This window comes from Bacillus mycoides (assembly GCF_000832605.1).
Classification (GTDB): domain Bacteria; phylum Bacillota; class Bacilli; order Bacillales; family Bacillaceae_G; genus Bacillus_A; species Bacillus_A mycoides.
Window position 1 is genome coordinate 4762994 of record NZ_CP009692.1, and the last position, 24234, is coordinate 4787227.

Below are 24234 nucleotides of genomic sequence, written 5' to 3' on the forward strand. Positions count from 1 at the left end.
TTAACGAAATAAGAGTAGCCTTCTTGACTAAATGAACCGCTCTTATCTTTCAGGTGTTTTTCACCTGCAGGATTTGGCACCTTTCGTCTAAAACGAGGTTGCCGAAGTTTCATAGGGCCCGTCCCTCCACTTCTCAACATAAGAATTGTTTGATTTCCATTTATTATAATCATCAGAATAATAAAAATCAATCGTTTAATACTTATTTTTCCGATAAACATTAAATGATATATGAAACATCATATTGTTATAGAGATTTATAGGGTATTATGTTGTTTTACTTGCGGATATATAAAGGGCTATGTTGTATCATGTCGAAAACATCATTTATAACCAAGTTGCTTTACTTCTATCTTAAAAACACAGAAAAATAAATATCAATCAAATGAGGTGTTAGTAACATGAAAAATAAACGATGCGAGAATTGTGGTTCTACTACATTTAAAGAAGGAAGGATTGGATCTGCTTATCATGCATATGTTTGTGAGGATGAATCTAGTAGATTCTTTTCAGGAGGGAAACGTTCCAAACTATTAACCACATTTTGTTTAGAGTGCGGTGAGGTGCAATCATTTAGAGTTGAAAAACCGGAGATATTTAAAGAATAAAATAATACTAATTACATATTTACAGTAGGAATGATAACAACGGACGATTTCGCTACAACTAGAGTAAATACACCAATCATATTAATAAAAAACAAGAATAAGGTGTCTAAAGGACCCCCTATTTTGAGCCAATAATGAGACATTATGTTAATCTTAATAGAATCTCTTTATAATATGTATAGTTGCACCAAATTGAGAAACTTAAGGAGACAGATAAATTTTATGAGGAAATTATTCATATTACTTACTTTAATTCTAGCATTAGCCAGTGTTACGGCTGCTTGCACACAAGATAAAAAAGATAGTGCCGTTGAAAATGGTCCAATAGAAGAACCAACCGCAAAAAATGAAAATGAAGAATTAATAAATTTTGAAGAAAAAGAAGATATGAGCCGCTTGGAACAAGGTATTTTATTAGTTGGTGAGAGTGTTAAGGGAGGCTATTACTTGACCGCCGTTCAAAATGCATATTTAAATGCTAGTAACGATTCCGTCGTTGTTAATGTCTCTGTAAAAAATGTACGAGGTCAAACGATTGGACTATCAGAATTAAAATATAACTTAAAAGATGAAAAAGACGGAAAGGCCTATGAAGGAAAGGTGCTTGATCAAAACCCTTCTGATATACAAGTTAAACCAAATGAAACGGTAGAATTAAAAATAGCTTTTGAAGTACCAAGTACCGCAGATGAATATATGTTTTATATTGAAAGCTCTTTAGATCCTCTAGGAGCACACTGGAAAATCGATAAGCTGCAATCACAAAAAAACTAAATCTAAAATACAATATAAAAGTCCCTCTACCTAAGGCAGAGGGACTTTCTAATTACTATCTCAAACTACCCGCAATCTCCGTAAAGATAACTCCAAGTGCATGTGCACCTGCATCTGGATAGCCTAAGCTTCTTTCACCAACTGTACCAGCGCGGCCCATACGAGCTACGATTTCTTTCGTATACTCTGCTCCTTTAACCGCTGCTTCTGCTCCTTTTTCAAAGGCAGTTTTCACGTCTACTTCGTTTGAAGCGCTAGCTAACCAAGAATCTACACATGGAGCAAGTGCATCAACAAGTGTTTTATCACCAACTACCGCTCCTCTACCGAACGATCTTTCACCGATAGATTGTATGCCTTGAAGTGCCGCTTGCAACATTTCAGCGAACTCTCCAGCTGTTAGCTCACGTTTTTCGCCTGCTGCTTTACTAGCTGCGCGGAACGCTCCGCCCCAAATTGGACCAGAAGCGCCGCCGCAATGTTCCATAATAATCATTGAACAACCGTCAAGGAATGATCCAATCGTTACATTCTCTTGTCCTACAATAGAATGCCACTCACGCTTTAATTGCTTAAATCCTTTTGCAACACTCATTCCGAAGTCGCCGTCACCTGCATGTGTATCTAACTCACAGAACGGTACTTCATTTTTAATAATAATGTCACTCATTTTATCAACGAGATAGATCATGTTATTTAATGTAATGACATTATTTTTAATAACAGCATGCTCTTCCGCTGTTTCTATTTCGAAGGAAACTTCCTTCTCTTCTACATCTTCAAGCACATTCACGTACTCTACACTTTCAACTGGTCCATCTACTTTAAACGCTGGTGTATTACACTCTTTCGATAACAACGTTTTTAACTCGTCATCTAACTTCATCACTGTTAAAGACATACCAGCCATATCGATACTCGTCATATAATTACCGACGAATACTCTATTAATTTTAATGTTTCTATCAGCTAATTCTCTCGTAACTGCATTGTTAAATAGGTAAAGTTCTTGCAGTGGTGTTCCGCCAAAACCATTTACTAGAAGCGCGATTTCCTCACCATCTTTTACTCCTAAATCTTTTATTAAATCATTTGTCATACGGTTAGCTAATTCATCTGCTGACAGCGTTTTTTCACGTTTAATACCTGGTTCACCGTGAATACCTACGCCGTATTCCATTTCATCTTCTTCAAGTGTAAAAGTAGGTGATCCGCTCGCTGGAACTGTACAAGAAGTTAATGCTAAACCGATTGTACGCACGTTAGCCGCTGCTTTTTCCGCTACAGCTTTCACCGCTCCTAAATCCATTCCTGCTTCCGCTGCTGCGCCGGCAATTTTATGCACTAAAATAACTCCCGCAACACCGCGGCGTCCTACTGTATACAGGCTATCTTCTACCGCAATATCATCGTCTACTTTTACGTAGTCGACTTCAATTCCATCTTCAGTCGCTAAATGTGCACCGTTTTTGAAATTCATAATATCGCCGCTATAATTTTTAATAATTAACAACGTACCTTTTTTACTAGCTGTCTCTTTAATCGCTTGGTATACCTGAATTTGTGAAGGCGAAGCAAACACATCTCCGCATACTGCCGCATCTAACATTCCTTTTCCGACTAGACCTGCATGTGCTGGCTCGTGACCACTACCGCCGCCACTAATTAACGTTACTTTATTTTCATTCATTTCTTTCTTCTTAATGACTTTATATTTTTTCAAAAGCTCCAGCTCTGGATGAGCCATAACCATTCCGTTGCACATTTCCATTACTAATGTTTCTGGTTTGTTTATAATCTTTTTCATTGTGCTTCTCCCTCAATTCCTTTAATATATTGTGATATATTTGAAATCTTCTTCTTACTACTCATGTTAAAATGAAAGCGTTTTATAGTAAACGGACAAAATGGACAATCTGTCTAAAGACACCGCTCTCATTTATAGATAGGATTTTTATATTACTAACATTCTAGGGATGATTCAGATGACCTCTTCTATAATTTCTAAAAAGATAATCGCGAACTCATTGAAACATTTAATGGAAACAGAATCGTTTCATAAAATATCAGTGAGCGATATTATGTTACACTGTCAAATGCGTAGGCAAACTTTTTATTATCATTTTAAAGATAAATTCGAACTATTAAGCTGGATTTATAAAGAAGAAACGAAAGAAAATATTATAGACTTTCTTGATTATGAAACATGGGAAAACATTTTCGATTTATTATTTGATTACTTTTATGAAAATCAAAAATTTTACCAAAATGCTTTTAAAGTCATTGAACAAAACTCGTTTAATCACTATTTATTTGAGCATACGAAAAACTTATATATGAAGATTATTGATGAACTATCGATGAGCTGTGGATTCAGCCTTTCTGATGAGACAAAAAATACGATTGCCTCTTTTTATAGTCACGGCTTCGTTGGGACGATAAAAGATTGGATTGAAAGTAAATGTGAAGTAGATCCGTCCATTATGTCTTCTCTCATGAAAAATATGATAAACAATCAATTACTACTATTACTGGAGCAATCAGCAAAGTAATTAAAGGGTGGCAAAAGCAATGAAAAAGATTATGAATGATGTAGAAAATATCGTTCAAGATATGCTGCATGGCTTTTATTTTGAACATAACGACAAAGTAAATTACGACGAAACACATGACATCATTTATGTAAAAGATATCGCAGAAATGGAGCAAAACGTTGTCATTATAAGCGGCGGTGGTAGCGGACACGAACCAGCTGATATTGGCTATGTAGGAAACGGAATGCTTATGGCGGCAGTAAACGGCAGTATCTTCACTCCGCCTACAGTGGAACAAATTATTGCGGCAACTCGCCTCATGCCAAAAGATAAAAGTATTTTATTCATCATAAAAAACTTTAAAGATGACGTAGAAAACTTTTTAGCGGCAGAACAAATCGCCAAAGAAGAAGGAAGACAAATTGACCACATCATCGTAAATGACGACGTTTCAATTGAAGATGATGCTTCTTTTAATAAAAGAAGACGCGGCGTCGCTGGTACTGTTTTCGTTCAAAAAATACTTGGTACGGCCGCTCTTGAAGGCCGCTCTTTAGAAGAATTAACAACGCTTGGGCAATCTGTCATCAAAAACTTACACACATTAGGAGTCGCCCTTTCACCTGCCAATGATCCCATGCAGGGAAAAGCTTCCTTCACATTAAACGACGATGAAGTGTTTTACGGCGTCGGTATCCACGGCGAAAAAGGTTACCGCAAAGAAGCACTATCCTCTTCTGAAATATTAGCAATCGAACTTATGAATAAACTAAAAAGCATTTATCGCTGGAGAAAAGGAGACAACTTCGCCATCCTCATTAACGGACTCGGTGCGACACCATTAATGGAACAATACATTTTCGCAAACGATATTCGCCGTTTATGTGAGCTGGAAGGCTTACATGTGAAGTTCGTAAAGGTTGGTACACTGCTAACTTCTTTAGATATGAAAGGTGTTTCGCTCAGTTTGCTTAAAATAGAAGATTCGGATTGGGTGAAGTGGTTGAAGGCGGATGTTAGAGCGAGTGGTTGGTAACAATAAACTAAACCTTATGATGATTGAACGTTTAGTAATCAAAAGTACTGACTTATATGAAGAATGTATAAACCTTAGGTATCTGTAAATAAATCGAAGCATACATACTATTTGCAAGTTATCCACCAATTTCGAAATGCGGTTATCCAGTCGGAGAAAGGCACCTTAATGTGTCTTTTTTTTATTTTCAAAAGGACCTGCTCAATTATTGCGTAAAAAACATAAAGTAAATTGAATCCGTTAAAATACATGAGTGACCCCTTGTTTTCCCCTCTTATTAAAGGAGGAACTATTATGGGATTTGGTGGTAGTTGTGGCGGCTGTGGATTTTCTGGCGGCTTTGCTTTATTAGTAGTATTGTTTATTTTATTAATCATAGTTGGAGCTTCTTGCTTCTGCTAAACAAACTATCGGAAAGACACTCTTATATGGGTGTCTTTTCTTTGTAAACTAAAAAGAATGAGAATGAAAGCCTTTGGTCATAATTACGACTAAAGGCTTTTTCTATATAAAAAATGAAACATAGTAAAAATAAAGTACTTACTTAAATTGTTTTTCACTTTACAAACTATATCCAAAAAGTTGGATAGTTCCTTTTACTACTCATATTATTAATAAATAAAGCAATAACTACAATAACAACGGAACCAACTAAAACCGGCGTTACTAAATAACTCCAACTATTTGCTCCTAAAATAACGACAATTGGATCAGCCCCTGCCGGAGGATGCGTTGTTCTTGTTAACATCATAATAGCAATCGACACCCCGACTGCTAAAGCAATTGTCCAATATTCATTCCCAAACAAATGATATATTGATAGACCAATGAAAGTTGAAATCAAATGTCCTCCAATAATATTACGCGGCTGAGATAGCGGTGCATTCCAAACTCCAAACGCTAATACACAACTCGCTCCAAATGGAGCCATTAGTAATTCTGTAGAAGTTATACTCGTTAAATATGTTAAGGTGAGAATTGTTAAAAATCCCCCCAGTAGTCCCGTTAAAGAATCCTTTATATTTACTTGTAATGGACTTCTCCCTTTCCCTTTCATTTTTGCAAAATATCGTACACTTATTGGTTGAGCCTCTTTCTGCTTAGCTGCTGTTATATTATCCATCGTTTTCCTCCTTTATCGCGCTATTCGCAGGGATGGACATCCCACTGACTAAAGTCTCACTTTATTTACCAATAATTATAACCCGAATTAACTAACCTGTAAATATTCATTTTAGAGGTTAGTTAAAAGATACAAAAAAAAGAATCAACTGCTATAAGCTGATTCCTAAACCTCTTCAGATTTTCGAACCTGAAATTTTGCTGCTTTTTTCCGGTTCCCACATATTTTCATAGAACACCATTTTCGTTTTCCACTTTTATCTATAAATAATAAAACACAGTCGGGGTTTGAACACCTTTTAAGAGAAATAAGCTTATTTTCTGCTATTAACGTTAAAGCATCAAATGCAATTAACGATACAAGTACATCCTCAATTTCTCCAACTGGGATAGGTACTAGACGCTGTTCAATGACTTTATATGTAAATGGTGCCTTCTCAATTTGTTTTTCTAAATACGCAATAAAATCATTAGAAATTTCGTGCAGATCAGCAATTGCCTCAAACTGTTTTCTCAGTACTTCTCTTACCTCTAATATGCTAGATGTAACTTGATTCACTCGCTCTTGAATTCCTATAAGTGTTTTTTCATTCCAAAAAGGAAGATTAGCCTTTATTACATGTAGCCATTCTAATACATCTTCATCTGTTATTAATAAATCATAACGTTGTCCACGCCTAACTAACTCTGTATTCACTAAATCTAATGAGAGATTTCCAGATATAAGCGGGAATTGTTTTGTTTCCTGCATGTACTCATCACCTACTCTTTAACCAATCATATTCTAAAGCAATATGACGGTGCAACTTTTTATAAATTCACATCCAGAAAAAAGCCCTATTACTAGAACATCTCATCCACATTTAAAGGAATCTACATATGCCTTCTTCCTTTAAAATCACCAAAACCCATTTACAAATCTATAAAAGTAGATATAATATCCTTATGGAACCTTTATTAATTTATAAAGCATTGTCAAATGAAACAAGATGTCAAATTTTATCATGGTTGAAAAATCCAGAAAACCATTTCGATGAAAAACCTTATCTAGAGCAAGGCCTTAGCTTTCAAGTTGGAGTATGTGTAGGAGATATCCAGCTTAAAACTGGCTTAGCCCAATCGGTTATTTCTAGTTATTTATTAACTATGAAAAAAGCAGGACTACTAGACTCTGACCGAATTGGAAAATGGACATACTATCGCCGAAATGAAAAAATAATACGAGAGTTTTCTGAATACGTTCAAAACGAATTATAAAATGAAAGCTAATAATCAATCTGCATACTAATTGATTATTAGCTTTCACACATTCTGCTTTTTTACAGGCATCCAATTATTTTTTTATAAAATTGCACTACCTATAAAAGCAAGAAACATAGAAAGGAGAAAATTTTTTAACATATCATATCTAGTTATTTAGATATCTGTTATTGTATTTCGAATTACATAGTCCTGATAATATTGGCATCCAATCATACTTGTAATAATGCTTCTTTGTTAATGAATTTACTTTCAAAATACTGATACGAATGGAGAGTTTTATAAATGAAAAAAGTAAATCCTTTACTTATTCTGACACTCGCAATAGGTGTGTTCGGAATTATTACTACCGAGATGGGTATTGTCGGCGTATTACCACAAATCACTCAAAAATTTGGAATTTCAACTACACAAGCTGGATTTTTAGTAAGTATATTTGCACTAGTTGTTGCTATTTCTGGTCCGTTTTTAATTCTGCTCGTCTCTAGTATTAATCGCAAAATAATTTTATTATCAGCAATTTTCATATTTGTTATTTCAAATATAATCTACGCTTATACAACACAATTTGAAATCATGCTTATTTTCCGTATTTTACCGGCAGCACTTCACCCACTCTTCTTTTCAATTGCTCTTGTAACAGCTGCTAAACTTGTCCCTCCAGAAAAGAGCGGTCAAGCGGTTACAAAAGTTTTCATGGGAATTACTGTTGGCTTTGCTTTAGGTGTACCACTAACCTCTTACCTTGCAGACCAATTTTCACTCGAAATTGCTTTCTTATTCGGAGCGCTTGTTAACACTCTTGCATTCATTGGAATACTAATCCTACTTCCTTCTATGCCTGTTAAAGAAAAAATGTCATTCGGCAAACAAATTCGTATACTCGGCAAACCAGGATTATGGTTGAATATTTTAACCGTCACATTCCTTTTTGCAGCCATGTTTTCCGTATACAGCTACTTCGCCGAGTACCTTGCAAAAGTAACTTCCATGAACGGATCTCTCATCAGTATCATGCTATTCATATTTGGTATCGTTATGATTTTAGGCAATCATTTATTTGGTAGTCTCCTGCAAAAAAGTATAGTAAATACAGTAATATTATTTCCTATCCTATATTCTATTGTTTACATATTGGTTTATTATTTAGGTTCCTACCTTGTTCCAATGATTTTTATCGTATTCATTTGGGGAATCGTACATGCTGGTGGATTAATTGTTGGTCAAACATGGTTAATAAGCGAAGCAAAAGAAGCGCCTGAATTTGGTAATAGTCTATTCGTTTCGTTCTCCAATCTCGGAATTACTTTAGGAACAACTATTGGAGGCTGGTTCATTTCAAACTTAGGTATTCACCAGCTTATTTGGAGCGGATTCATTTTCACACTACTCTCATTTCTGTTAATTATAATAAAACTAAAATTTTTCAATTCTAATAGCCAGGCTTCATTATCAAGTTAGTACATTTTCAGTTTCAAATTTTATAAACTAAAAAGTATAATGATCAAAGCCTTTAGCCATAATTACGACTAAAGGCTTTTTTGTATATAAAGTGAAACTTTACTCAGCGGGGGTTTTGTTCATCCCCCCACTGAGTATTATCCTTCACCAATCGGGCGTTTACGGGCAGCAGGGCTCCCACAAATAGCGGGATAAAAATAAATCTAAAAGGAGCTAATTTTATGGAACATAATCAAAATGGAGTACTTGCTTTAATTGTTTTGTTTTTAGGATTAGTGTTTTTTGTTAGTGGAATGGTTTATCATTTATGGGGTTCTTATTAATTTCAACTTTTAAACAAATAAATAATTCAAAAACTAAAACGTGTATTGTATCGATATGGCATATTTCCAAAAACAACTTAACATGGTAAAATAATATTCGGACGGGAGTCCAATATTATTAAAATTAAGATGGTTCAAGTCGGAGGAAGGCACCTTAGGGTGTCTTTTCTTTTTTGTTAATTAATAGATTGTTCTCTTCTAGGTAAATCTTTAAAATATAAATTTTAATAAAAAAGACGCTCATGCAGGCGTCTTTTTTCAATAAGTCATAAATATGTTTTTTCTAAAACACTCGTTAATCGCCCATAAAGCAAAGCTTCATCTATTAACACCGGTTATGTACTAAACTTTTTATTATTTCGGCATTCTAGACAATCTTATGAATACTCCCAAACCTGCAAAAAAAAGCCTAAACAGAGCAAACTACCTGGACTTCCCCAAACTATTTCATTAATCACATTATATACCCCCTATAATTTATAAACACTGTACTGTTTTACCATATAAATATAAATACAGATAATTAAATTTTCTTTTTAAAGACAGTCATTAATCAACCATATATCTCCTGATACTCATACAAATATCTAAACATCGTAAATCTACATTTCACTGACAAGAATTAAAAGACTGATTTTTCTGCAAAACACCTTGATTAGGGCTTCTTATTCTACTTTTGCAGCAAGACTCTCCATGAAATTGCTAATTGAAGAAATTTGAAAAAAGACGCATTTAGATTGATGCGTCTTTTGGCGATGTCTCTTTTGTGAAATCATATAAAGCTATTGCACCTAAAATAACAAGTATGCTTTCAGGAGCATCTATCAAAATAGTTTTCCAAATTCTTGGTATTATCCATTCAATATCTGCTGCTGTTTCAAGATATGTTTGAAAATAACCGATTGTAAAATCAATTACAGATAAACATACAAATAATGTTAGACAAAATCGAATTAATTTCTTATTTTTAAACATGTAACACCTCTCAAAATTCATTGGATATTCCTACTTTTGGTTTGTTATATATTTACATCCTTATATTTGATTTTAACATACAAAAAACCCAAATAAATACAATATGTATATTTACATATCATATTGACAGTATTCAATTAAATAAGAATTCGCTTTTCCATTCAGGATCCTTTCTATCCTCTTCATTATAATCAAGAAGACACTCTTTCATTATTTTTGTATCTCTCGGTAACCTTTTTTCAAACTTTGACCATCCGTCGAAGATCATTTTGTTTGGCAAAGGACACACAAATCCTGTAATACAATCCCAAAAAGCATCCCAGTTTTCCACGTACAAATCAGGAAACTCAAGCTTCTCTTTAAGAAGTAAATGCAATTCTTTTGCATTATAAATGTTGCTTACATCTATGACAATAATTGATTCATGTTCATTACTCAATTATATATATAAATCATACTTAGTTAAATTGGATTGATTTTATAAGGAGTCAAAAACCTCTAAATGTTTATTTTATAATTATATAAATAATCCTAACATCTTCAAAAATTGATATAATGATACAGTTATTTATAGCAATCAGGGAGATGTACAGCATGAACTATACACATATGCCAAAAGAAATAGGAATGATTAAGCGGACTCCATTCGCTTCAATACCGAAGAAATTCATCGGTATTGGTAAGATTGTTAAAAAACAAACAAAAGTGGAGCGCCCTACATTAACCCAAGACAAACAAGAAATTATTGAAAACAAGTTACTATGTTCATTTCTTTCTGAAGAGAAGGTATTGATTACTTATTATAGAGATGGTCATTTACTTACTAGATATGTGACTGTAACTGACATAAATCCGATAAAGAATTTAATAACTTGCACTGATGCATCTTATAACAGAGTTTTCCTTAAATTTATAGATGTAATTGATTTGAGATAAAAAACATACAGTTTTTCAAATATATCCAGGAATAAAAATGAAAGAATCTTGTATTCTAGGTTAAATACAGATAGAGAAAAAGTGTAAGTTCTTGTGAGAATTAGCAAGATAAAGGCTGTTTGTTTAGGTTTTGGACTGTCTGTTATGGTTATCGAATTTACAAATACAAAAGAGGAACAGAACACAATAGAGAAAACTAAAGAAGCATTTAGATAATAGTTGAAAACGCCCGATTAAGGACGGCTTCAACTATTATCTAACTTTGATATATTCATACCACCATTTACCACCTGATCAAGTATCCACCCACCAAGTAATCTTATCTAACTCTGTATTAGGTAGGACATCGGTTTGGATATAACACATAGTCCAGAAAGTGAATCAACATTAACGCTACCTTTTATTCCTCGTTCTGCCATAGCTTGAATAGCTTCATCTAAGGAGTTAGTATCGAATCCACCTGACTTAACGTATTGATATCCACATTAGAACCGCCGTTTCCTTCACAATTCCCAACAGTTTGTCCCGTTAGAGCGTATAGTCATACCCCCTCCTTATGGTAATTCCTTTTGTAAATCTTTTTATTTAAATGTATAATTGTACGAAAAGTTCTAAAACTTTGAATCGAGGTGAAAAGCATGAGAAGTTTTGGCTCATTAATGATCTCTACTATCTGCTCAATAATCCTTATAATTTGGAATGCCTATTCCTTCTATGATGGATTCACGATGGGACATACGTATTACTGGGTTAATGGCATCGCAGCTGTTATCTTCTTTCTATTCTTTATCGTAGACATGCGAGAGATCTGCAAGAAAAACTATAGAACCTCAGAACAATAGGAGTTGATACATATGTGGAAAAAAATTAAGAATTATAGATTGAGCTTAAAAGATTTAAAGTTCATGTTATGGCTGTTCGGTATTACATGCTTTATATACAGCTACAATTTCATTGTAGGACTTGCTTTTGTCCACAAATTCCAAATTTATGATTTAGGTGGTGCTATAGCGACATTCGCCGCATTTATGGATACTAGAAATAGGATTAAAAATAAAAATTATAAAGCAGCTTAATATAAAAAGGATCCTTTGCGGTTTCCTTTTTTCTATGTAAAATAAAAAAGCATCGAATTCGCTACTTTAATTGTTTGTTGTTTGCTTCTATTTCTTCTTCATTAAATAATTTTTGTACATTTCTTTTTAAATCCAATCCTTTATAAACAAGTTCCTTGAACTCTTTCATAGATAATGGATCATTCAATACTTCCCATAATCCTATCAATTCTGTATATTTAGGTGCCTCCGTAACATACTCGTTTAATTTAACTGTTTCGAAGTGTCTATGGAATTCCCAATGACATTCTTCGCATAAATAGTAGAACCCGGAACACCTGTCATTTACACTCAAACTATTTTCTGTTCTATGGTTTCCTAGCCCCATTGTTATTCCTCGCTTTCTACTTGTAAATTTCTATTTCAATTGAATATGCAATATTTCTTTATTAACTATCATTTTCTAGTTCATCATTAATATCCATTGATAAATCAACGTTTGTAATTTAATTCCTTATATTAAACCCCGACAAGATACTTTTAAACACTTTATTCAAATAATTATATTGGAATTTCTTGTTCTACAAATCTATACGTGTTTTGTGTATTATATAGCAGAAGAGTAAGGTAAGAGTTACTCTTTGCCATTTTAGAAAAGGTTCTGTTGGAGACAACAGGACCTTTTCTGTTCGAATTTCAATAAAACAATTCTTAAATTCCATCTCATTGGAAATAACTATATAATGAAACTGATTAAATATTAGGAGTGCTATTAATGTCTGATATAATCCGTCTCTTAATTATCATGATGATTGCAACCTTTTTATTTTCTTCCATAATAATGGAGTTTAAAAAACCTCAAAAAAGCATGTTTTGGTTCTCAATTGAAGTCTTGTCTCTCCTCGGAGTTTTACTGCTAATAAAGGAATTTTTTATCAATCATATAACATAGTCCCCTGAATAAAATTCAATATTCCGTCAATACTGTAGACAACCGATTAAGTTACTTTCTCCTTGTTCCCCCTTGGAGAACCGAGCAGTTAGCTTTTGCTGACTGTTCTTTTGTTTGAAATTAAAATAGCGTTTTTGTTCCAAATGATGCCCTTATTCATTTGGACACATTTACCATTATTTTTACCAAAAAATTCATGATATCGTTAATTAGTCGAGTACGTCATTACTTGACGATTACTCTTAGGAGCCCCGCAGACAATCGGGGTTTCTTTTATTTAAAGCCATTTTCTCTTTTAGGGTGATATAGTCCTTAAGATCTTGTTAAACCAGTGTAATTACGGTTGGAACTTCATTCTGTTTGACACATATCCCCAGGCTATCTGGACATGATAAAAGATGAGGTGACTGACATGAAGGATAAAATATTAGAATTAGTACCAGGATCGGTAAAAAAATTACTCCAGAAAAAAGTTAAAGATGGAAACCGATGCATCATTGATTTGGTTGTGGATGATGCAACTGCTTATGGATTTGAACCGGAGCAAGTAATCCCCTGTATCATGGCGGGTTATTATGTTTATGAATCTACCACCTATCCCAGTGAAATGGAGGAAGAATTGAAGCTAAACTTGGTTTTTCATGCGGCCAATCGCTCGGCAATGAAGCTTCTGTCTTATGGGAAGTATAAAGCGAAACAATCTGAAAGTGGATGGATGAGATATACAAATCCATAAGGTTTACTTAACATACACTAACTAGCTTGGTGAGCATGAGGCAACGCCACATGCCCATCGACTTGAGATCTTGAAATACCCCAAAGTATTTTGGTGAAAAAAAGCAACATTTAAGTTCCTTATGACATTTTTCTAATATAAGTTGTAACATTGCCTAAACAACAACTACCTTGTGGATTGTTTACTTCACAACCACATCGATTTTCTCTTATGTTTTCGCGAATATGCTCTACTGGATTAGGAGTAAGTCCATTTTCTACATATTTTTTGATTTTTTCTTTTGTCCAATCAAAACAATAGCAAATTGGTGTAGTTGCTGAGTCATCTTTTTGATTTACAGCTACCTTTATGTCCGATACAAAGTATTTTTTATTATTCGTATCAAAATAGACTACATCACAATCTTCGTTTGAACAAAAATAGTGATTTTCTTTAGCATTTAATGTTTCTAATGCCGATGGCTTAAGCAATGATTTTAGTGTAATCAACTTTACATTCTTAGCTTTATTTTTACATGATGGACAATGACCATTATTTTCAATTTTTATTCCTTTAAGGTTACTACAACAATCTTCCATTATTCTCCCACCTTTACAATTTATTATTTTTATAAATATTCTTCTACTTTCTTTTCTGAATCTATTAAAGTTTCGATAATAAGATATTGCATCTGTCTCACCTCATATAAAGTATAAACCCTGTGCCATAGTACAGGGTCAAGGAAAGTATTATTTACTATATTATCGATTTACTTTCTTAAAATAAACTGTCATTATTCAATAAGCCTTTTTCAGCAATATACTCCGATTGCGAAATTCTAAAACTACATTTAGGGCGATTAACCTTTATCACCTCGTAACTCTTTACTACAACGTTTTACAAAAAATACTGTTATTAAAATAATAATTCCTATACTCAAAACAAGTAATTGATCGAGTGCAATCACATCACGAAAAATCCAACGAGAAACAAAACCGAAGCTAGACATGCACACACATATAAAACCAAAATAATTTAACCATCTATGTACATTTTTCATTCTTCCCCCTCCTTAAACTTCCATTTTATCATTCCATCCTGTTTTTAGGTGTGAGTGCTGGCTAGTCGTGTGGTGATACCTCTATATAGGGCTTTTTCTTTTTTCTCAATGACCAATATTATTAAAATTAAGATGGTTCAAGTCGGAGAACGGCACCTTAGGGTGTCTTTTCTTTATTTTCAAAAGGACCTGCTCAATTATTGCGTAAAAAACATAAAGTAATTTGAATCCGTTAAAATACATGAGTGACCCCTTGTTTTCCCCTCTTATTAAAGGAGGAACTATTATGGGATTTGGTGGTAGTTGTAGTAGTTGTGGCGGCGGCTTTGCTTTACTAGTTGTATTGTTTATTTTATTGATCATTGTTGGAGCTTCTTGCTTCTGCTAAAAAACTATCGGAAAAGACACTCTTATATGGGTGTCTTTTCTTTGTAATAAAAAGCTCTTCATCACTTTCGGTCTTTAGTGTGACATACAAATAATCCAGTTCCCCAAGCGCCCATATTCCACAGCCCCTTCTTTGTGCTTTTCTTTTCATTTATATTTCAATTTAAAATATAGTAGAAACTCATTACAAGGCTAGTTATATACACAATTATTATAGATAATATATACCTTTCACCACGTGTATCATTCTGAATAATTAAAAACAACTATTAAAAATTCCATATAGACCCATTACTGGTTAAAATGTTATAATTAAAACACCCTACATAGTTACTCATGTTCAGGATGAGAAACTAGCGTCTTATTAAGTAATGCGCATAACTTAAATAAACAAGACACTGCAAAGTGTCTTGTTTATTTGCATCAAGTTTCCTTTTTATCCCAAAACCAATATAATAAAATGTAACATTTAATACATATAAAGAAAAATATAGATTTATTAAATCATTATGGCACCCATGAAAGTACTTTTATTTTGGAGGAACAAACTATGAACAAAAAGTTATTAACATCATTATTATGTAGCACATTCTTATTTGGATTATCAGCTTGCAGTTCACATGATACATCTAGCAGTAACACGAAAAACGAACAGGAGACTTCTAAAGAAACAAAGAATGATGAACTTAGCAACAAGGATCCTCAAAAAGAACTTCCCACCCATGGAGATTCTTCTGATGTATACATATCAATACACTCTGCCGATTCATTAGATGTTATAGGTAATGGAGAAGTTAAAGCACAAGGTGTATTTAAAGTATTAGACGTCGCAGTTTATAATCGTCAAGAGGAACCCATTACACTAAATAACAATAACTTTAAATTAATTGACGGAACCGGAAGAGAATATCACATTTCTAATGAATCTCAATTAGTACTTAAAGCTGCAAATACTGCTACATTTAAATTTGGTGTTCTTAATCCTAATGAAAATTCGGAAGGGAACATTGTATTCGATGTTCCGAAAAATACGCAAGGATTAACTTTGAAAATTAATGGAGATATGCTGGATGAAGGGATCGAGTTAAAGGTGGAATAGTCAAAGAAAATACAAACCACCTATCACAAATTATACTAACATAACAAAAAGTACAGCCTCTGTATTAACTACAGTAGACTGTACTTTTTCATTTGTGATTTTGTATAACTCACTATAATAGGATTCCTTAGTTCTTTTGAGAAGATGCTCTCCAATCACGAAAAGATGTTGGAAACCCAGAATGTCCACGTTGCTTTGTAACAACTGGTTTCTCTTGAAGAGTAGTTGATTTCTCTTCAGGAATAGTTGGTTTTTCTTCAAGAATACTCAAAGCTGTTTGCATTTTCTCCAGCTGTTCTTTTAAAGCTTGCTGCTCAATCTTTAAATCCGTAAGTAAACGTAATATCATCTCAGAATTAGCCATAACGATCTCCTTTCCCCCAATGCACAGAATAAAATACCATATGTAATAAGCGGAATACTCGTGACAAAAATAAGTTCGTCAACTCTTTTAAAATACCGAGTACTTTTATTTTTTCAAAAGGACCTGCTCAAGTTTATCCGTAAAAACATAAAGTGATATAAATCCATTAATATATGGACTTTATGGAAGGAGGAGTTAATATGGGCTATGGTGGTAGTTGTGGAGGCTATGGTGGTAGTTGTGGTGGAGGCTGTGGTTTTGGCGGTGGATTCGCCTTACTTGTTGTGCTCTTTATCTTATTAATCATCGTTGGAGCTAGCTGTTGGGGCGGCGGATTCGGCTGCTAATAAGAGGCACTCTTGAGAGTGTCTTTTTTTTATTTCTCAATATAGGGCTAACATATATGTGTTACTATCAAAAGGCGAGATTCCCTAAGCGTAATATAGTAGTTTACCAACTATGAAAGCCACTGTCACAAGAAAACAGTAGGCTTTTATTTTGTTATTTAACAAGATTAAAACATGAATTGCCATTTCTCCTCAGTAACATTTTTAAATTGACATAGCACTTCATGCACCATATACTGTTAACAACAGTATACTGTCATTAACAGTATATATTCCAATTCATTCTAGGAGGTATATTCATGAAGCATACAGGAAGACATACAGGTGCATTTCTTTTGTTATTTTTAGCAGAAGGTGATAACTATGGCGGGCAGCTACTTCAGAAATGTGACGAAGAACTTCCGGTCAATCCAATCGATAGTGCCATCCTTTACCGCACGCTGAAGAAATTAGAAAACGAAGGTGCTATTGAATCTTATGTAAGTACATCAGTTCCAGATAAGCCGAGAAAGATGTACAAAATTACTACAGCCGGAAAAGAACAATTAGCGGATTTTCAAATGGATATTGAGGAAAAAATGAAAAACTTATCATTTTTCTTAGACAAATATAAAGACTTAAAGGAATCTAATCATGATTAATGGCGCTATCCTTTACACTTTGGCCATTATTCTTACGGGGATTTCTTTTATGAAGGATCGGAATAAAACGAAATTTGCCCTATTAAAATCATGGAAAATATTTCGAAACCTCCTCCCTGCCATGCTCTCCATTATGCTTTTCGTTGGACTATCACTTTCTATCTTAACGCCGTCCTTCATCTCTTCCATCATTGGAGAACAGTCTGGATTTTTAGGTATTATTTATTCAGCACTACTCGGATCTGTGGCACTTATCCCAAGCTTTGTCGTATTTCCTCTTGGTAATACGTTAGTACAGCACGGCGCAGGTCTTCCTCAAGTTGCGGCACTCATGTCTACACTAATGTCAGTAGGAATTACAACCTTGCCGATGGAACAAAAGATATTCGGACGAAGCTTTGCTTACGCTCGTAATGCATCTGCATTACTCATGTCACTCCTATTCTCCTATATCATTTGGGTGGTGATGGTATGAAAGAACTAAAAAGATATCGCTTCTTTTTCATTTTGCTGATTGGACTTATCATTCTAACTTTTATAAACCAATCTTTAGGATGGAGCGCATTACAATTAACAGGGAATAGCATTTTAGATATGTTGTTTCTACTCCCCCCTGTCCTAATATTTGTAGGGTTACTTGATCAGTGGGTGAAGAAAGAAACGCTAATGAAATATATGGGAGAAAAGTCCGGCATATATGGAATATTATTCTCTCTATTATTAGGCGGAATTGCAGCTGGTCCCCTCTATGTTGCCTTTCCGATTGCAGCACTACTATTAAAAAAAGGCGCCAGCATTAGGTACATCGTATTTTTCTTAGGTGTTTGGACAACTGCGAAATTACCGATTATGGTGTATGAATTTTCTTCATTCGGAGCTACCTTTACGCTCGTTCACATTTGCTTCGGTCTGTTGTTCTTCTACGTAATGGGCATCGTTTTTGAGAAGTTTTATGATCAACGGCAGTTGTTGCAGTATGATATTACGAAAGAAATGTAAAAAGACATCTTTATCTTGTAAAGATGTCTTTTTAATATGAACCTTAATTTTCGTTCTGTAAAACCCTCGCTGCCTTTACTTCCTTTTTCTCTTCTTTTAAGAACAACGATACGATAAAAGCAATAACGATAAAGATTAACCCTAGTGTAAATGCGCCTTGGAATCCAGATGTTAAACCGTTTAACTTCTCTACTGGATCCATTGGATTTGCTGAGCTTTCCATATACTTAGTTGTTCCTGAAGACATTTTCGAAATAAAGATAGCCGTACCAATTGCGCCAGCTACTTGCTGTAACGTATTAAACAGCGCTGTTCCGTGCGGATATAGATCTGGTGTTAATTGATTTAAACCATATGTTTGTGCTGTCATTACAAACATGAGTCCGACCATTAATACGCTATGCATGACAATAATTTGTACCATTGATGTGTCAGGAGTAATGCCTTTAAATAAGAACATTGCAATACCTACTAACACAATCCCGGGAACGATAACAACTTTCGGGCTAAATTTATCAAACAGTTTACCTGCGATTGGTCCCATTATGGCGCTAATAATACTTCCTGGAAGCATTATTAGTCCTGATTTAAATGCTGTAACGAGTAAAACTGTTTGTAGGAACATCGGTAATAAAGTCATCGTTGAAAATAACGACATCATCACAATGACGATTAATCCAACTGATATTGTAAACATCGGAACTTTAAATGCTCGTAATTCTAAAATCGGATTCTCAATTTTCAATTGTCGAACGACAAAAATACATAATGAGATAAGCCCAACAAGTAAAGTGCCATACACTTTCGCATCAGACCATCCTAAATCACCCGATGCACTAAAGCTATACACAAGCCCTCCAAATCCTAATGTCGATAAAAGGATAGATGGATAATCCACTTTTGGCCTTGTTAACTCTGAAACATTTTGAATGTACTTCATCCCAATCATAATTGAAATGATCACGATAGGAATAACAATATAGAATAACCAGCGCCAATTTAATGAATCCACAATTACTCCAGATAATGTAGGACCAATTGCAGGAGCAGACATCATCACAAGTGCGATTAATCCCATTGTGGCACCACGTTTTTCAGGCGGACAAATAAGTAAAATCGTATTCATTAATAACGGTGAAATTAACCCCGTCGCTACAGCTTGGACGATACGGCCAACTAATAAAATAGAAAATGTCGGTGCGAATCCCGCAATTAATGTACCGACTAAAAACGTTACCATAGCGATCAAAAACATTTGTCTCGTTGTGAGCCATTGCTGAAGTAACGCTGTAATCGGGACTAAAACACCAACTACTAACATGTATGCTGTAGAAAGCCATTGAATCGTTGAAGCTGTTACGTCGAATTCTTTCATTAATACAGTTAACGCATTACCAAGTAATGTTTCGTTTAATAATGCAACCATTGCCCCTAAAAGTAATGCAATTAAAATCGGGGTATGTTTCATATTAGAAGTATCAACTTTGCCACTTGCAGGGCTCTTAGTTGTTATATTCATTTACAAATTCTCCTCCTGTTTCTTACTTAAAAAGCTTTAAATACACCGGAACACATGTAATATAATATACATATGTAGATTAAAAAGGGAGAATCAATTTTCAGCCATTGTATATTTAATCTACAAAAAAGGAGAATTGTAGATGAATGATAATGAAAAACAACTTGATTTACGTATTAGACGTACACATAAATTACTATGGGATTCCTTATTTGAATTAATGACGCAATCAAAACAGAAATATAGTACTATCACGATTAACCAAATTTGTGATCGTGCAATGGTACACCGAACAACTTTTTATAAACACTTTGAAGATAAAGATGCTTTATTAGCATTTGGATTTAAACGCTACAGCAAGATGATTGCTGAAATACCGATTTCAGATCGATTAAGTAAACCATTTCAAGTAATGGAACAATTTCTACACCATGAAGAAATCGGTAAAATATTAGAGACGCAAATGTCTGATGAACAATTTATTAGCCGTACACAGTATTTAAGTCACGAAACGAGAAAACAAGAAATAGAAGCGTTAAATCAACTTTGCAAAAACCATACGATGCCAAATGATTTAATCATTGAATTTTATTCAGGGGCAATCACCTCATTAAGTGCATGGTGGTTTAAAAATGAAAGAAGCGTTTCTGCTGCTGAAATGGATAGGTATCTCCACCAACTTATTAACCGGAATATTTTTCAGTTTGAAGAAGAATAACTTCACCATCAAAAAAACGCCTATATGAAATAGGCGTTTTTTACATACTATTACTTACCGATTTTCTTCAAATCCGAACTTTCTATAATTGAACGAGAATATCCATCTTTCCCAACTCGCACCATAGCTCTTCCCAACTGCTCAGAAGTTATCACACTGCCGAATCGCTTCAACAGAGGATTAAAGGACTTCATCACATCATACATCAATTGATATGATTTCGTTTTTGATTTCACACCATTTGCCGGAATGATCAATCCTGGTCTAAACATATACGCAGATTTGAAAGGTAAACGTAATAACTCATTTTCCGTTCTCGCCCATATCGTACGTCCTGATTCTGTACTATCTGTTCCGCTACCGGATACGTAAATGAATGTCATGTTTGGATTTAACTTCGCTAATGTTTTTGCGGTAGATAACGTTAATTCGTACGTAACTAAAAACGTCGATAAATTTTCGTTCCAAATATTCAGAATTAATATTAAAATAAACAATGGGGATAGGGGTATGGAATCATAAATTATACATAACGAGGGAATAGAAATGAAAATTCAATTAAAAGCTGATTTAATGCTACTACTAGTTACATTTTTTTGGGGTGCATCCATCCTACTTACAAAGCTTGGACTTGATGGCATAGAAGAATATAATTTAATCGCATTACGATTTATTATTGCCTTTCTTTTATCAGGTTTAATATTTTACAAACATTTATTCAAAGTCGATTTTAAAACTGTAAAATATGCTTTTATACTAGCTTCCGTTTTATTTATCGTCTATATTTTCGCGACATTCGGTACAAAGTATACAAGTGTGTCTAATGCTGGTTTCTTACTATGTCTCACAGTCATTTTTATTCCGATATTATCAGCTATATTTTTAAAACACATTCCTGAAAAGAAAGTTATATTAGGAATTGTGTTAACGATAATAGGAATTGGCTTATTAACATTAACTAGTGAATTCAAGATCGGTAACGGCGATATATTTTGCATATTGTCTGCTTTATTTTATGCCATTCATGTCATCATTACTGGAAACGTAACAAAACATGTGAACTCGATTGCACTTGGGGTAGTACAACTCGGTTTCGTCGGCCTATTTAGTCTTATTTTTTCATTAGTGATGGAAACCCCAAAACTTCCTAGCACGATCAACTCATGGCTAATCATCTTAGCCTTAAGCATATTTTGTACCGCGGTCGCATTCATCGTACAAGTTATCGCCCAGCAATACACGACGCCAACACATACGGGACTTATCTTTTCATTAGAACCTGTCTTTTCAGCAGGATTTGCCTTTGTTTTCACAGGTGAAACGCTCACAGGAAAAGGGTATTTAGGGGCGACGCTTATATTATTGAGTGTGTTGATTGCTGAGATAGATTTTAAGAGTTTGTTGCGGCCTAATTATAAGAAGAATATAGAGTAAACATTTCACTATGATCAATAAACATACCCCAGAAAAAATATGAGTTTATATCATTCTCTTCACTTAGATTTTCTTTTAAATGAGACTTTTTTAGATGCTATCTTCGAATAAGGTAGCATCTAAAAAATGTTAAAAGAAATTTGCCCCTAGTATCTTCTTATATTTTATGTAGCCTTCATATTTGACCTTTTCTACGTTCTTTGAAGTGAAGATGTTCAAAATTATTTACTGAATATAGTCATACAGATTTTTCGCTAACAATAAACAAGTTACTGTAATGAAAAGAGCACGAACATACCCGCTTCCTTTTTTTATAGCAAATTTGGAGCCAACAATCCCTCCAGCAATTTGAGCAATCCCCATTATAAAACCATACGCATAGTTTACTTGCCCTACATACATAAATATCAACAATGCACCAACATTACTTCCTAAATTAAGAAGCTTCGCATTACCTGCTGCTTTTAAAAAATCATACCCAATAAATAAAAGAGCAAACATTAAAAACGAACCTGTGCCAGGACCTAGAAATCCATCATAAAAACCAATAGCAAAAACAAAAAAAGTAAAGATAATGACGTGTCGACCAGACAATTTTTTATGAGTGGAAATACTACCCCAATCCTTTTTGAATATCGTATAAATGGCAACCGCACCAAGCATGATCAGCATCAATGGCTTCAGTACTTCTGGGTTCATTAAATGAACGGTCCATGCTCCTATTATGGAACCTATGAAAGTGAGTGGAAATAATTTAAACGCCGATTTCAAATCAAGATTACCAGAACGATAAAACACAATATTACTAGTTGCACTTCCCATTGTCGACGCTAGTTTATTCGTAGCTACTGCACTTGCTGGATTCAGTCCTGTAAATAATAAAGCTGGTAAAGCAATGAGTCCTCCACCACCTACAACTGAATCAATAAATGCAGCTAAAAATCCAAAAGCAATCAAAATAATTAATACTGATGGGTCTAAATAAAAATCCATACTATTAATCTCTCCTTTAGTCACTATCTGAATAGTAACTAATAATTTGCTAAATGTAAACAGTTATTGTAACGTTGAAATATAAAAGCAAACATCGGAGGACGAAAAAAGTGGACTACATAGTGCAACAGCTTAAAAAAATTGGTTTTAATGAGTATGAAGCTAAATCTTATGTATCTCTTGTTAAACAGGGGCCTGTCACAGCCTACCAAGTGAGTAAGGATTCGGGTATCCCAAGAGCGCGAATTTATGAGATTTTGGGTAACCTTGTAGAAAAAGGAATTGTCATGAAGGAAGAAATAAATGACACCACTCGCTATTCACCTCTACCTGTTGAAATCTTTTTACAAAAGGCGCAATCAGAATGGCAGTCTACTTATGAAGTAATCAGTGATTCATTAAAAAAACTAGAAACTTCCGAGGAAAAAACGGATAATCGAGTGATTACTTTAAAAGACAATAAAACAATCATTAGCTATTGTCAGGCATTAATAAAAAAAGCTCAAAAACGTATTGTCATTTCAATGTGGGATGAGATGTATGAAGCGTTAAAAGAGGAACTATCTGAGGTAGCTGATAAAGTTACAGTACAAGGTATTACCCTGCATGTTGAAAATCCCATTAAAAATCTAGAAGCCCATCGTATAACACCTTATACAGAAACCCTGTCTACAGAACATTGGTTTATTTTATCGATAGATTCTAAAGAGATGATTTATGGACCATCACTTGAAGAGCGTAATATTGCTTTTTATACAGATGACCCCGTTCATATATACCTATTAGAGGATTATGTATGGCATGATGTTTTAGTGAATCGACTTGTACAACGTAGCCAAGATGATTTGGAGCAATGGATTACTACAGAGAGAAAATCCTTCTTTATGGAAAAATAAGAAACATATTGAAAGAATCAAAAAAT

Annotated in this window: 33 protein-coding genes, 1 pseudogene and 1 riboswitch; of the genes and pseudogenes, 21 read left to right on the top strand and 13 right to left on the bottom strand. The window is 34.1% G+C overall.

The features are described 5' to 3' along the window. Positions 1–39: 39 nt before the first annotated feature. Positions 40–145: riboswitch (SAM riboswitch) on the bottom strand. Between the two features lie 256 nt (positions 146–401). Then, positions 402–608: a hypothetical protein gene (locus BG05_RS26260; RefSeq protein WP_002186538.1), complete on the top strand. Its 207-nt coding sequence runs from the start codon at positions 402–404 to the stop codon at positions 606–608. A gap of 222 nt (positions 609–830) precedes the next feature. Continuing rightward, on the top strand, positions 831–1382 hold the full coding sequence (locus BG05_RS26265) for a DUF4352 domain-containing protein (RefSeq protein WP_002035363.1): 552 nt from the start codon (positions 831–833) through the stop codon (positions 1380–1382). 55 nt (positions 1383–1437) lie between these two features. On the opposite strand, the gene dhaK is transcribed toward BG05_RS26265, so the two are convergent. Beyond that, complete coding sequence (gene dhaK, locus BG05_RS30315; protein WP_003187700.1) at positions 1438–3189, bottom strand: dihydroxyacetone kinase subunit DhaK; 1752 nt, start codon at positions 3187–3189, stop codon at positions 1438–1440. A 178-nt stretch (positions 3190–3367) separates the two neighbouring features. Between dhaK and dhaS the strand changes: the two genes are divergently transcribed. From dhaS to BG05_RS30320, 3 genes are all read left to right on the top strand, one after another. Next, positions 3368–3934 carry a dihydroxyacetone kinase transcriptional activator DhaS gene (dhaS, locus tag BG05_RS26275; RefSeq protein WP_016119731.1) on the top strand — a complete coding sequence of 189 codons (567 nt, stop codon included), beginning with the start codon at positions 3368–3370 and terminating at the stop codon, positions 3932–3934. 19 nt (positions 3935–3953) lie between these two features. Continuing rightward, positions 3954–4952, top strand: a complete 999-nt coding sequence (dhaQ, locus tag BG05_RS26280; RefSeq protein WP_033733833.1) for a DhaKLM operon coactivator DhaQ — start codon at positions 3954–3956, stop codon at positions 4950–4952. Between the two features lie 294 nt (positions 4953–5246). After that, the gene (locus BG05_RS30320; RefSeq protein WP_000505673.1) at positions 5247–5354 is read left to right on the top strand and encodes a YjcZ family sporulation protein; all 108 of its coding nucleotides are present in this window, start codon (positions 5247–5249) and stop codon (positions 5352–5354) included. A gap of 166 nt (positions 5355–5520) precedes the next feature. Here BG05_RS30320 and BG05_RS26285 read toward each other — a convergent pair whose 3' ends face one another. Further along, positions 5521–6075 (bottom strand): HPP family protein, encoded by a 555-nt coding sequence (locus BG05_RS26285; RefSeq protein WP_002125693.1) that lies wholly within the window; start codon positions 6073–6075, stop codon positions 5521–5523. 165 nt (positions 6076–6240) lie between these two features. Next, on the bottom strand, positions 6241–6825 hold the full coding sequence (locus tag BG05_RS26290) for a CGNR zinc finger domain-containing protein (protein WP_002125692.1): 585 nt from the start codon (positions 6823–6825) through the stop codon (positions 6241–6243). 194 nt (positions 6826–7019) lie between these two features. Between BG05_RS26290 and BG05_RS26295 the strand changes: the two genes are divergently transcribed. Then, positions 7020–7331 (top strand): ArsR/SmtB family transcription factor, encoded by a 312-nt coding sequence (locus BG05_RS26295; protein ID WP_003187693.1) that lies wholly within the window; start codon positions 7020–7022, stop codon positions 7329–7331. A gap of 288 nt (positions 7332–7619) precedes the next feature. Beyond that, complete coding sequence (locus BG05_RS26300; protein WP_002125689.1) at positions 7620–8795, top strand: MFS transporter; 1176 nt, start codon at positions 7620–7622, stop codon at positions 8793–8795. 1055 nt (positions 8796–9850) lie between these two features. Here BG05_RS26300 and BG05_RS26305 read toward each other — a convergent pair. Next, entirely contained in the window at positions 9851–10114 is a 264-nt protein-coding gene (locus BG05_RS26305; protein WP_002125684.1) for a DUF3937 family protein, read from the bottom strand. Between the two features lie 112 nt (positions 10115–10226). After that, entirely contained in the window at positions 10227–10532 is a 306-nt protein-coding gene (locus tag BG05_RS26310; RefSeq protein ID WP_002064072.1) for a barstar family protein, read from the bottom strand. Positions 10533–10687: 155 nt separating this feature from the next. Here BG05_RS26310 and BG05_RS26315 point away from each other — a divergent pair, with 155 nt between their 5' ends. Together BG05_RS26315 and BG05_RS31890 are read left to right on the top strand one after the other, a co-directional pair. After that, positions 10688–11029, top strand: coding sequence for a YolD-like family protein (locus tag BG05_RS26315; RefSeq protein ID WP_002035052.1), 342 nt, complete (start codon positions 10688–10690; stop codon positions 11027–11029). Positions 11030–11122: 93 nt separating this feature from the next. Next, a complete protein-coding gene (locus BG05_RS31890; protein ID WP_003187628.1) occupies positions 11123–11245 on the top strand; it encodes a hypothetical protein in 123 nt (40 codons plus the stop codon). Between the two features lie 78 nt (positions 11246–11323). On the opposite strand, the pseudogene BG05_RS30325 reads toward BG05_RS31890, so the two are convergent. Then, positions 11324–11511 (bottom strand): annotated as a pseudogene (locus BG05_RS30325) (N-acetylmuramoyl-L-alanine amidase C-terminal domain-containing protein); the annotation flags it as partial. A 156-nt stretch (positions 11512–11667) separates the two neighbouring features. On the opposite strand from BG05_RS30325, the gene BG05_RS31775 reads away from it, so the two are divergent. Together BG05_RS31775 and BG05_RS26320 are read left to right on the top strand one after the other, a co-directional pair. Then, positions 11668–11871, top strand: a complete 204-nt coding sequence (locus BG05_RS31775; RefSeq protein ID WP_078179223.1) for a hypothetical protein — start codon at positions 11668–11670, stop codon at positions 11869–11871. Positions 11872–11883: 12 nt separating this feature from the next. After that, positions 11884–12105 carry a hypothetical protein gene (locus tag BG05_RS26320; protein ID WP_016093184.1) on the top strand — a complete coding sequence of 74 codons (222 nt, stop codon included), beginning with the start codon at positions 11884–11886 and terminating at the stop codon, positions 12103–12105. A 61-nt stretch (positions 12106–12166) separates the two neighbouring features. Here BG05_RS26320 and BG05_RS26325 read toward each other — a convergent pair whose 3' ends face one another. Beyond that, on the bottom strand, positions 12167–12472 hold the full coding sequence (locus BG05_RS26325) for a hypothetical protein (RefSeq protein ID WP_016126647.1): 306 nt from the start codon (positions 12470–12472) through the stop codon (positions 12167–12169). Between the two features lie 976 nt (positions 12473–13448). Here BG05_RS26325 and BG05_RS26330 point away from each other — a divergent pair. Next, positions 13449–13772 (top strand): hypothetical protein, encoded by a 324-nt coding sequence (locus tag BG05_RS26330; RefSeq protein WP_002064068.1) that lies wholly within the window; start codon positions 13449–13451, stop codon positions 13770–13772. Positions 13773–13891: 119 nt separating this feature from the next. On the opposite strand, the gene BG05_RS26335 is transcribed toward BG05_RS26330, so the two are convergent. Both BG05_RS26335 and BG05_RS26340 read right to left on the bottom strand, forming a co-directional pair. Next, a complete protein-coding gene (locus tag BG05_RS26335) occupies positions 13892–14350 on the bottom strand; it encodes a putative iron-sulfur cluster-binding metallochaperone (protein ID WP_003187634.1) in 459 nt (152 codons plus the stop codon). A gap of 260 nt (positions 14351–14610) precedes the next feature. Beyond that, positions 14611–14811: a hypothetical protein gene (locus BG05_RS26340; RefSeq protein ID WP_002087259.1), complete on the bottom strand. Its 201-nt coding sequence runs from the start codon at positions 14809–14811 to the stop codon at positions 14611–14613. Between the two features lie 286 nt (positions 14812–15097). On the opposite strand from BG05_RS26340, the gene BG05_RS30335 reads away from it, so the two are divergent. Both BG05_RS30335 and BG05_RS26350 read left to right on the top strand, forming a co-directional pair. After that, positions 15098–15199, top strand: coding sequence for a YjcZ family sporulation protein (locus tag BG05_RS30335; protein WP_000505688.1), 102 nt, complete (start codon positions 15098–15100; stop codon positions 15197–15199). A gap of 549 nt (positions 15200–15748) precedes the next feature. Continuing rightward, a complete protein-coding gene (locus tag BG05_RS26350) occupies positions 15749–16297 on the top strand; it encodes a DUF4352 domain-containing protein (RefSeq protein WP_002166236.1) in 549 nt (182 codons plus the stop codon). A 127-nt stretch (positions 16298–16424) separates the two neighbouring features. Here the strand turns inward: BG05_RS26350 and BG05_RS26355 are convergent, their stop codons facing one another. Further along, the gene (locus tag BG05_RS26355) at positions 16425–16661 is read right to left on the bottom strand and encodes a hypothetical protein (RefSeq protein WP_002140614.1); all 237 of its coding nucleotides are present in this window, start codon (positions 16659–16661) and stop codon (positions 16425–16427) included. 200 nt (positions 16662–16861) lie between these two features. On the opposite strand from BG05_RS26355, the gene BG05_RS30340 reads away from it, so the two are divergent. The 4 genes from BG05_RS30340 (at position 16862) to BG05_RS26370 (ending at position 18648) form a co-directional block, all read left to right on the top strand. After that, positions 16862–17008, top strand: a complete 147-nt coding sequence (locus BG05_RS30340) for a YjcZ family sporulation protein (RefSeq protein ID WP_000540380.1) — start codon at positions 16862–16864, stop codon at positions 17006–17008. A gap of 299 nt (positions 17009–17307) precedes the next feature. After that, positions 17308–17649 carry a PadR family transcriptional regulator gene (locus tag BG05_RS26360; RefSeq protein ID WP_002169012.1) on the top strand — a complete coding sequence of 114 codons (342 nt, stop codon included), beginning with the start codon at positions 17308–17310 and terminating at the stop codon, positions 17647–17649. Next, a complete protein-coding gene (locus BG05_RS26365) occupies positions 17642–18124 on the top strand; it encodes a hypothetical protein (RefSeq protein WP_002188538.1) in 483 nt (160 codons plus the stop codon). Before BG05_RS26360 ends, BG05_RS26365 begins: the two co-directional genes overlap by 8 nt. Further along, positions 18121–18648: a permease gene (locus BG05_RS26370; protein WP_016126645.1), complete on the top strand. Its 528-nt coding sequence runs from the start codon at positions 18121–18123 to the stop codon at positions 18646–18648. Before BG05_RS26365 ends, BG05_RS26370 begins: the two co-directional genes overlap by 4 nt. A 43-nt stretch (positions 18649–18691) precedes the next feature. Here the strand turns inward: BG05_RS26370 and BG05_RS26375 are convergent, their stop codons facing one another. Continuing rightward, on the bottom strand, positions 18692–20167 hold the full coding sequence (locus BG05_RS26375) for an MDR family MFS transporter (RefSeq protein ID WP_016126644.1): 1476 nt from the start codon (positions 20165–20167) through the stop codon (positions 18692–18694). A 142-nt stretch (positions 20168–20309) separates the two neighbouring features. Here BG05_RS26375 and BG05_RS26380 point away from each other — a divergent pair, with 142 nt between their 5' ends. Then, complete coding sequence (locus BG05_RS26380) at positions 20310–20885, top strand: TetR/AcrR family transcriptional regulator (protein WP_002186556.1); 576 nt, start codon at positions 20310–20312, stop codon at positions 20883–20885. Between the two features lie 50 nt (positions 20886–20935). Here BG05_RS26380 and BG05_RS26385 read toward each other — a convergent pair whose 3' ends face one another. Further along, positions 20936–21382, bottom strand: coding sequence for a Rossmann-fold NAD(P)-binding domain-containing protein (locus BG05_RS26385; RefSeq protein ID WP_003187649.1), 447 nt, complete (start codon positions 21380–21382; stop codon positions 20936–20938). Positions 21383–21431: 49 nt separating this feature from the next. Between BG05_RS26385 and BG05_RS26390 the strand changes: the two genes are divergently transcribed. Beyond that, the gene (locus BG05_RS26390; protein WP_003187651.1) at positions 21432–22319 is read left to right on the top strand and encodes a DMT family transporter; all 888 of its coding nucleotides are present in this window, start codon (positions 21432–21434) and stop codon (positions 22317–22319) included. 225 nt (positions 22320–22544) lie between these two features. Here the strand turns inward: BG05_RS26390 and BG05_RS26395 are convergent, their stop codons facing one another. Further along, positions 22545–23312, bottom strand: coding sequence for a TSUP family transporter (locus tag BG05_RS26395; RefSeq protein WP_033733821.1), 768 nt, complete (start codon positions 23310–23312; stop codon positions 22545–22547). 110 nt (positions 23313–23422) lie between these two features. On the opposite strand from BG05_RS26395, the gene BG05_RS26400 reads away from it, so the two are divergent. Then, entirely contained in the window at positions 23423–24208 is a 786-nt protein-coding gene (locus BG05_RS26400) for a TrmB family transcriptional regulator (protein WP_002169021.1), read from the top strand. Positions 24209–24234 lie beyond the last annotated feature (26 nt).

Excerpts from the sequence above, each read along its gene's own strand:
- BG05_RS30340 (WP_000540380.1), top strand. The coding sequence starts at position 16,862 with ATGGGCTATGGTGGTAGTTGTGGAGGCTATGGTGGTAGTTGTGGTGGA.
- BG05_RS26375 (WP_016126644.1), bottom strand. The coding sequence starts at position 20,167 with ATGAATATAACAACTAAGAGCCCTGCAAGTGGCAAAGTTGATACTTCT.
- BG05_RS30335 (WP_000505688.1), top strand. The coding sequence starts at position 15,098 with ATGGGATTTGGTGGTAGTTGTAGTAGTTGTGGCGGCGGCTTTGCTTTA.
- BG05_RS26260 (WP_002186538.1), top strand. The coding sequence starts at position 402 with ATGAAAAATAAACGATGCGAGAATTGTGGTTCTACTACATTTAAAGAA.
- BG05_RS26355 (WP_002140614.1), bottom strand. The coding sequence starts at position 16,661 with ATGGCTAATTCTGAGATGATATTACGTTTACTTACGGATTTAAAGATT.
- BG05_RS26395 (WP_033733821.1), bottom strand. The coding sequence starts at position 23,312 with ATGGATTTTTATTTAGACCCATCAGTATTAATTATTTTGATTGCTTTT.
- BG05_RS31775 (WP_078179223.1), top strand. The coding sequence starts at position 11,668 with ATGAGAAGTTTTGGCTCATTAATGATCTCTACTATCTGCTCAATAATC.
- BG05_RS26360 (WP_002169012.1), top strand. The coding sequence starts at position 17,308 with ATGAAGCATACAGGAAGACATACAGGTGCATTTCTTTTGTTATTTTTA.
- BG05_RS30320 (WP_000505673.1), top strand. The coding sequence starts at position 5,247 with ATGGGATTTGGTGGTAGTTGTGGCGGCTGTGGATTTTCTGGCGGCTTT.
- BG05_RS26325 (WP_016126647.1), bottom strand. The coding sequence starts at position 12,472 with ATGGGGCTAGGAAACCATAGAACAGAAAATAGTTTGAGTGTAAATGAC.
- BG05_RS26320 (WP_016093184.1), top strand. The coding sequence starts at position 11,884 with ATGTGGAAAAAAATTAAGAATTATAGATTGAGCTTAAAAGATTTAAAG.
- BG05_RS26340 (WP_002087259.1), bottom strand. The coding sequence starts at position 14,811 with ATGAAAAATGTACATAGATGGTTAAATTATTTTGGTTTTATATGTGTG.
- BG05_RS26370 (WP_016126645.1), top strand. The coding sequence starts at position 18,121 with ATGAAAGAACTAAAAAGATATCGCTTCTTTTTCATTTTGCTGATTGGA.
- BG05_RS26335 (WP_003187634.1), bottom strand. The coding sequence starts at position 14,350 with ATGGAAGATTGTTGTAGTAACCTTAAAGGAATAAAAATTGAAAATAAT.
- BG05_RS26300 (WP_002125689.1), top strand. The coding sequence starts at position 7,620 with ATGAAAAAAGTAAATCCTTTACTTATTCTGACACTCGCAATAGGTGTG.
- dhaK (WP_003187700.1), bottom strand. The coding sequence starts at position 3,189 with ATGAAAAAGATTATAAACAAACCAGAAACATTAGTAATGGAAATGTGC.
- BG05_RS26265 (WP_002035363.1), top strand. The coding sequence starts at position 831 with ATGAGGAAATTATTCATATTACTTACTTTAATTCTAGCATTAGCCAGT.
- BG05_RS26305 (WP_002125684.1), bottom strand. The coding sequence starts at position 10,114 with ATGAATTTTGAGAGGTGTTACATGTTTAAAAATAAGAAATTAATTCGA.
- dhaQ (WP_033733833.1), top strand. The coding sequence starts at position 3,954 with ATGAAAAAGATTATGAATGATGTAGAAAATATCGTTCAAGATATGCTG.
- BG05_RS26315 (WP_002035052.1), top strand. The coding sequence starts at position 10,688 with ATGAACTATACACATATGCCAAAAGAAATAGGAATGATTAAGCGGACT.
- BG05_RS26365 (WP_002188538.1), top strand. The coding sequence starts at position 17,642 with ATGATTAATGGCGCTATCCTTTACACTTTGGCCATTATTCTTACGGGG.
- BG05_RS26380 (WP_002186556.1), top strand. The coding sequence starts at position 20,310 with ATGAATGATAATGAAAAACAACTTGATTTACGTATTAGACGTACACAT.
- BG05_RS26390 (WP_003187651.1), top strand. The coding sequence starts at position 21,432 with ATGAAAATTCAATTAAAAGCTGATTTAATGCTACTACTAGTTACATTT.
- BG05_RS26295 (WP_003187693.1), top strand. The coding sequence starts at position 7,020 with ATGGAACCTTTATTAATTTATAAAGCATTGTCAAATGAAACAAGATGT.
- dhaS (WP_016119731.1), top strand. The coding sequence starts at position 3,368 with ATGACCTCTTCTATAATTTCTAAAAAGATAATCGCGAACTCATTGAAA.
- BG05_RS26330 (WP_002064068.1), top strand. The coding sequence starts at position 13,449 with ATGAAGGATAAAATATTAGAATTAGTACCAGGATCGGTAAAAAAATTA.
- BG05_RS26350 (WP_002166236.1), top strand. The coding sequence starts at position 15,749 with ATGAACAAAAAGTTATTAACATCATTATTATGTAGCACATTCTTATTT.
- BG05_RS26285 (WP_002125693.1), bottom strand. The coding sequence starts at position 6,075 with ATGGATAATATAACAGCAGCTAAGCAGAAAGAGGCTCAACCAATAAGT.
- BG05_RS26290 (WP_002125692.1), bottom strand. The coding sequence starts at position 6,825 with ATGCAGGAAACAAAACAATTCCCGCTTATATCTGGAAATCTCTCATTA.